Annotated in this window: 5 protein-coding genes; 4 read left to right on the top strand and 1 reads right to left on the bottom strand. The window is 29.1% G+C overall.

The window, feature by feature from the left end; all coding sequences use genetic code 11:
* Positions 1-550 (bottom strand): HEPN domain-containing protein (locus tag DFQ09_RS04220; RefSeq protein WP_147298319.1); only part of this gene is annotated, 550 nt, incomplete at its 3' end.
* A 154-nt stretch (positions 551-704) separates the two neighbouring features.
* On the opposite strand from DFQ09_RS04220, the gene DFQ09_RS04215 reads away from it, so the two are divergent.
* The 4 genes from DFQ09_RS04215 (at position 705) to cas9 (ending at position 6,800) form a co-directional block, all read left to right on the top strand.
* Positions 705-926 (top strand): helix-turn-helix domain-containing protein, encoded by a 222-nt coding sequence (locus tag DFQ09_RS04215; RefSeq protein WP_115808387.1) that lies wholly within the window; start codon positions 705-707, stop codon positions 924-926.
* A gap of 334 nt (positions 927-1,260) precedes the next feature.
* Entirely contained in the window at positions 1,261-1,437 is a 177-nt protein-coding gene (locus tag DFQ09_RS19060) for a Fic/DOC family N-terminal domain-containing protein (protein WP_245940302.1), read from the top strand.
* A gap of 12 nt (positions 1,438-1,449) precedes the next feature.
* Entirely contained in the window at positions 1,450-1,719 is a 270-nt protein-coding gene (locus DFQ09_RS04205; protein ID WP_115808386.1) for a hypothetical protein, read from the top strand.
* 662 nt (positions 1,720-2,381) lie between these two features.
* Positions 2,382-6,800, top strand: a complete 4,419-nt coding sequence (gene cas9 / locus DFQ09_RS04200) for a type II CRISPR RNA-guided endonuclease Cas9 (protein ID WP_115808385.1) — start codon at positions 2,382-2,384, stop codon at positions 6,798-6,800.
* Positions 6,801-6,802: the final 2 nt, after the last annotated feature.

The raw sequence follows: 6,802 nt of genomic DNA, 5'->3' as shown, positions 1-6,802 counted from the left end.
TGATACTATGACTTTTTCGTTCTTTACCCATTAAAATAAGGGCAGTATAGCGAAACCACAATTCTATATATTGGTGGAGCATAAAAGCCGCTTGATGAAGATTACTTTTTTCGACAAAAAACTTAGCACCATCCATAAATGCAGCCATTTTATAATGTTCTTTTTCGAAAATTGACTGTATCTGATTTAGCGTTTTTCCTGTTGCATAATACTCATGAAAATTATCTAATTCTGAATTTGGATTATAGAAGATTTGTTTTTCCCATGAGCAGCCATGAACAAAAAATAAGTTTTCTTCTTTTAATTGGTGATGGGCATATTCAAAAGAAAATATTCGATACAAGAAATCAGTTTCCTCTTGAAATATTTTAGCGATCATCGCTGATAATTCTTTGGTTAAGGAAGAACAATTTCCTTGCAGTATAACAATTAATAGTGTTTTGCTTTCTTTTTCTAATACAATCTCTGTCTTATAAATATATTTTATCTCAAGACAATTAATAAGCTTACTTATAATCTGTTTTATAGGTGAATTTGTTTTTTTATTCATTTCTAATAAGATTATTGTTTAGGTATACGGACAATTATTTCATATAATCGGAATAAATGTACTTATTTTAAGACAAAAAAACAAATAAAAGTTTATAAAATCAGAAAGATTTATCTTAAATAGTAACTTTATATACAGAAAACAGGATAAATACATGACTAATTTAGGACTCTACTTTGCTAAGAAATCGATAAATAGGTCGGACGTATCTCGTAAAACAGGTATTAGCAAAACAAGATTAAGTGAGCTTTCGAATAATATAAAAACACAATTAAAAGTGAAAGAGCTGTATTTGATTTCTCTCGCTATTGATGAAGACCCATGTGAATTATTAAATGAGGTATGTAAAGACCTTAAACTTCCTAAAGAGTGTTGATCAATAGATCATGGTGAGCTAAACTTTTTAATGTCTTCTTCATAGGATTGGCTAATGATTTAAATGAACCGCTTTATTTTTCGTGCTTGATTTAGAAGTATCACAAATTAAATCCACTCTACATAACGCGAGTAATCTTTACGCTTAAGTTAAAAATGAGAGTAATTTTTCGCTTTAAATTACCTTTGTTAATAAAACAAACGTAATCATTACCCTTGTATAGAATGACAAAATTTAATAACCTTCCTCTATTACCTCCACAGGCAAGCTTAGAAACGACTAAGGTATTGCGTAAAACGATAGAGGTTAGTAGGCATTAGCACAACTAAATGGAATGTTAACTAATTTGCCAAACCCTACGTTGTTTTTAGATACCATTCATTTGCAAGAAGCCAAGGCGAGCTCCGAAATAGAGAACATTATTACAACTAATGATGATTTATATAAGTCTTTGGTAGCAGACAAAAAGTTTGATAATCCTGCCACAAAAGAAGTCATTAACTATAAATAAGCCTTACGATATGTGCTAGAAAACGGTATCAAAAAACGTGGTGGTGACGAACTAGGTAAGACTATAATTTTTGCTAAAAATAGAAAGCACGCTCAGTTTCTAAAAGACACCTTTATGGACCTGGACAAAGAACAGTTTCGTTTGGTGCAATTCATTATATCATTAATCGGATTAAGTCTCGAGAAATTAGATGCTGCTTTTGCAATATTCATCAATGATTATAAGCTAAATGCAGTACAAATAGAATTTTTAGATACAATTAAAAAAATCTTAACCTCGTAATGATAAGATAGAGCCAAGTAAGTTATACGATGCACCATTTAAGAATTATCATAGTATGGGTATAGAGCCAAAAAACAGTACATAAGCAAAATATCATATGTCGTTATCTACAACAAACCAGCCAATTGTTCAAGAAAGTACTCATAAAGAACGTCATTATACTTTTGCAAAAGAGTTGTTTGAAAATTTAGGTTGATATGTTTCTTAATTGCCGTAATGCCATGCTAGTTGTTACTTTATGGTAAAACAAATAGTCAACTTTATAGGAACAACTATAAAGTTGTAAATGTTGATAACTAGTTTCTTTAGTGTTTTTATTTAAGAGGTTGATATGCTTGTGTTTATGTGGGGATAAGCAGCCAGCAACAGGATTTTTATTTTTATAGAGATGGCTGTGGTAAATAAATGTAAACAAAGACACTTTTAAAAGCTTGTAACAAAAAAAGAGAGAGGGTGGTATTATTTTAGTCTCCTTTTAGAATAAAAAAAATGCCCCGTATAAAAGACGAGGCGACTTAAATGTTTTCACAACGGAATAATCCTTATTGTGAATTGCTTTCAGATACTGTAAATATAGGGTTAAATTTTAAACTTTGCAATGAGGAAAACCGTAAGGTTTTGTAAAAAGATTATTGTAATTTTCTTATCTAAAAGATTTATATATGAAACGAATTTTAGGTTTAGATTTGGGAACCAATTCTATTGGTTGGTCATTAATACAAAATGATTTCAAAAATAAGACAGGTGAAATTGAGGGTGTTGGGGTAAGGATAATCCCAATGAGTCAGGATGTTTTAGGTAAATTTGATGCAGGTCAATCAATCTCACAAACAGCAGAAAGAACAAATTATCGTGGTGTTAGAAGATTATATCAAAGGGATAATTTACGAAGAGAAAGGCTTCATCGTGTATTAAATGTCTTAGGTTTTTTACCAAAACATTATTCTGAAAGCATTGATTTTAATATTCGGTTAGGACAATTTAAAGATCAAACTGAAGAAAAAATAAATTATAGAAAAAATGAGTTAGATAAATATGAGTTTATATTTTTTAATTCATTTCAGGAAATGGTTAAAGAGTTTCAAGAAAGGCAACCTCATCTTTTTTATCTTAAGAAAAATGGAGAAATCACTAAAATCCCATATGATTGGACACTTTATTATCTTCGTAAAAAAGCCTTAAGTCATAAAATAACTAAGGAGGAACTGGCTTGGTTGATACTCAATTTTAATCAAAAAAGAGGGTATTATCAATTAAGAGGTGAAGAAATTGATGACGATAAGAATAAGCAATTTGTTCAGTTAAAAGTAAAAGAGGTTATTAATTCGGGAGAGTCAGTTAAAGGAAAACCTTTGTATAATGTGGTTTTTGAAAATGGATGGCCATACGATAAACAAATTACTAAAACTGAAGATTGGATTGATAGAACAAAGGAGTTTATTGTAACCATTTCAACTTTAAAAAATGGCGATACTAAATATTCATATAAAATAGTAAATTCAGAACAAGATTGGGCGGCTATAAAAGCGAAAACAGAACAGGATGTTGAAAGGTCAGGGAAAACGGTTGGAGAATATATTTATGAGAGTTTACTTTTAAATCCAACACAAAAAATCAGAGGGAAATTAGTAAAAACAATAGAGAGAAAATTTTATAAAGCAGAGTTTAAAAAAATTCTTTCAAAGCAAATAAGTTTACAGCCAGAATTATTTAATAAGGAGTTATATAAAGCTTGTATTTTGGAATTGTATCCAAGAAATGAAGCACATCAAAACAATATAAAAGATAAAGGATTTGAATATTTGTTTACAGATGATATTATTTTTTACCAAAGACCTCTTAAAAGTAAAAAATCAAATATTTCAGGATGTCAGTTTGAAGTAAGAAAATTCAAGAAAAAGAATCATGAAACAGGTGTTTTAGAAGAAGTTGTTGAACCTGTAAAAGCAATTTCAAAATCACACCCATTGTTTCAAGAGTTTCGATTATGGCAATGGCTTCAAAATCTAAGAATTTATAAAAAAGAAATTAAAGAAAAAGATATTACAAATTCTCTTTTAAAAACAGATGTAGACTGGACAGATTTATATGATTTTCTTACTACAAAACAAGCAGTAGAACAAAAACAAATTATTGACTATTTCATTAAAAAGAAGTTTATAAGTAAAGATGAGAAAGAAAATTACCGATGGAATTATGTTGAAGATAAAAAATATCCTTGCTGTGAGACAAAATCGCAATTCGTTTCAAGATTAAGTAAAACTGAGGGGATAACTAGTGCTCATGAATTTTTAACTGATAATATAGAAGAGCAATTATGGCATATTATTTATTCTGTAACAGATATTAAAGAGTATGAAAAAGCTCTTAAAAAGTTTGCTAATAAACAACATATAGATGAAACTTCTTTTATAGAACATTTTATCAAATTCCCACCTTTTAAAAGTGATTATGGTAGTTTTTCTAAAAAAGCAATTGAAAAATTATTACCATTAATGCGAATGGGGAAATATTGGAATCTAGATAAAATTTCAAATCCTATAAAAGATAGAAGTATTGCTATCATGGAGCGTGTTAGTCAATTAGAGCTGAGTGAAAATTATACGTCTAAAGAATTAGCAGAAGCATTAATAGATGTTAGTGACGATGATATACCTAAACAACTTATAAAAAGTTTTATTTCTTTTAAAGAAAGAAATCCCTTAGTGGGATTAAATACCTACCAGGCTTGTTATTTAGTTTACGGTAGACATTCTGAAATAGGAAATATACAACAATGGAAATCTCCTCTCGATATTGAAAAATATTTACTCTCGTTTAAACAACACTCTTTACGTAATCCTATCGTAGAACAGGTGGTGACAGAAACGCTTAGAGTTGTACATGACATTTGGAAATATAAAGGAAATGGATCTGAAGATTTTTTTGATGAAATTCACGTAGAACTTGGTCGAGAAATGAAAAATCCTGCCGATAAACGTAAACAGATTTCGCAAAAAGTATCTGAGAATGAAAACACAAATTATCGTATTAAGGAAGTCCTAAAAGATTTGATGACAGATCCCTTAGTTGATGGAGGTGTGAGATCCTTTTCTCCTAGTCATCAAGATTTATTAAAGATTTATGAAGAAGGTGTTTATCAAAATCCTAATGCAAGATACGATGCTGTAAGTGAGGACGAAATTCAGAAAATTAGACGTAATAATAATCCGTCTAAAAATGAAATTACACGATATAAGCTTTGGTTAGAACAAGGCTATATTTCTCCTTATACAGGTAAGCCAATTCAGCTTTCAAAACTTTTTACTACCAATTATCAAATAGAACATGTTATACCACAGTCTCGGTATTTTGATAATTCTTTAAGTAATAAAATTATTTGTGAAAGTGAAGTAAATGAAGATAAAGACAATAAAACGGCTTACGAATATTTAAAAGAAAAAGGCGGAAGTATTATAAACGGCCATAAACTTCTAAAAATAGATGAATATGAAGCACATATTAGTCGTTATTTTAAAAATAACAGAACAAAACTAAGAAACTTGTTAAGTGAAGATATTCCTGAAGGCTTTATAAATAGACAACTAAATGATAGTAGATATATAAGTAAATTAATTAAAGGTTTATTAAGTAATATAGTACGAGAAGACAATGAAAAAGAAGCAACTTCTAAACATATAGTACCTGTAACAGGTAGTGTTACAGGTAAATTAAAAAACGATTGGGGATTAAATGATAAATGGAATGAAATAATAGCACCACGTTTTAAACGATTAAATACATTAACAAACTCAGAAGATTTTGGTTTTTGGGATAAGAAAATAAATGCTTATCGTATTCAAGTTCCAGATGAAATCAGCAAAGGATTTAATAAGAAAAGAATAGACCATCGCCATCATGCATTAGATGCTTTGGTAATAGCATGTGTGTCTAAAGAGCATATTAATTATTTAAGTGCGTTAAATGCCGAAAAGAAAAATTATGGATTAAGAGATAAACTCTTAGTTAAAAATGATAATGGGCATTATACTAAAATCTTTAAAATGCCTTGGAATAATTTTTCTGTTGAAGTAAAAAATGCTATTGAAGAAACAGTTATTAGTTTTAAACAGAATACAAGGGTAATTAACAAAACGAATAATAAGTTCTGGTCTTATAAAGATGAAAAAGGAAATTTAAATCTAGGAAAAGATGGGAAACCTAAAAAAATACTTAGAAAACAAATAAAAGGTGATAATTGGGCCATAAGAAAATCGTTACATAAAGAAACTGTTTCTGGTATTTACGAAATAAAAACACCTAAAGGGAAAGTTGCAACTTCTGTTAGAGGAGTGCTAAGCGAAATAAAAAACGAAAAACATCTAGCTAAGATAACAGATAGTCAAATTCGAGATGTTATTTTACCAAATCATTTAAAAAATTATTTAGATGAAAAAGGAAAACCTCAATTTGCCTTAGCCTTTAGCGATGAAGGTATAGAAGATTTAAATAAAAATTTAGTTCAACTTAATAATGGCAAAAAACACCAACCAATTAATAAAGTTAAATTTTTTGAGATTGGTAGTAAGTTTCAAATAGGAGAGAGCGGTAATAAATCCTCAAAATATGTAGAAGCAGCAAAAGGAACTAATTTATTTTTCGCAGTCTATTGGGATGATAAAAAGAAGAAAAGAAATTTTGAAACCATTCCTTTAAATGAAGTTGTAGCGCATCAAAAACAAGTTGCTCATTTACCTAAAGAAGATAGAACCCCTATACAAAGTAACCCCGAAAAAGGGAAATTCTTATTTACACTTTCTCCAAACGATTTGGTTTATGTACCAACCGAAGAAGAAAGAGAAAACCCTAATTTAATCGATTTTGATAATTTAAATAAGGAGCAGGTCAATAGAATATATAAAATGGTGAGTGCTTCTAATTCACAATGCTTTTTTCTTTTATCAAATGTATCAACTACCATTAAAAATAAATTTGAATATTCTGCTTTAAACAAGATGGAAAAAGATATTAATGGAATTATGATAAAAGATATTTGTTTGAAACTTAAAGTAGACCGTTTAGCGCATATTTCAAAAATTTAATT

It is taken from the genome of Winogradskyella pacifica, from assembly GCF_003386275.1.
GTDB lineage: Bacteria > Bacteroidota > Bacteroidia > Flavobacteriales > Flavobacteriaceae > Winogradskyella > Winogradskyella pacifica.
The sequence above is the reverse complement of the archived record's forward strand: the minus strand, read 5'-3'. Positions and strand labels throughout refer to the sequence as shown.

Excerpts from the sequence above, each read along its gene's own strand:
- DFQ09_RS19060 (WP_245940302.1), top strand. The coding sequence starts at position 1,261 with ATGTTAACTAATTTGCCAAACCCTACGTTGTTTTTAGATACCATTCAT.
- DFQ09_RS04215 (WP_115808387.1), top strand. The coding sequence starts at position 705 with ATGACTAATTTAGGACTCTACTTTGCTAAGAAATCGATAAATAGGTCG.
- cas9 (WP_115808385.1), top strand. The coding sequence starts at position 2,382 with ATGAAACGAATTTTAGGTTTAGATTTGGGAACCAATTCTATTGGTTGG.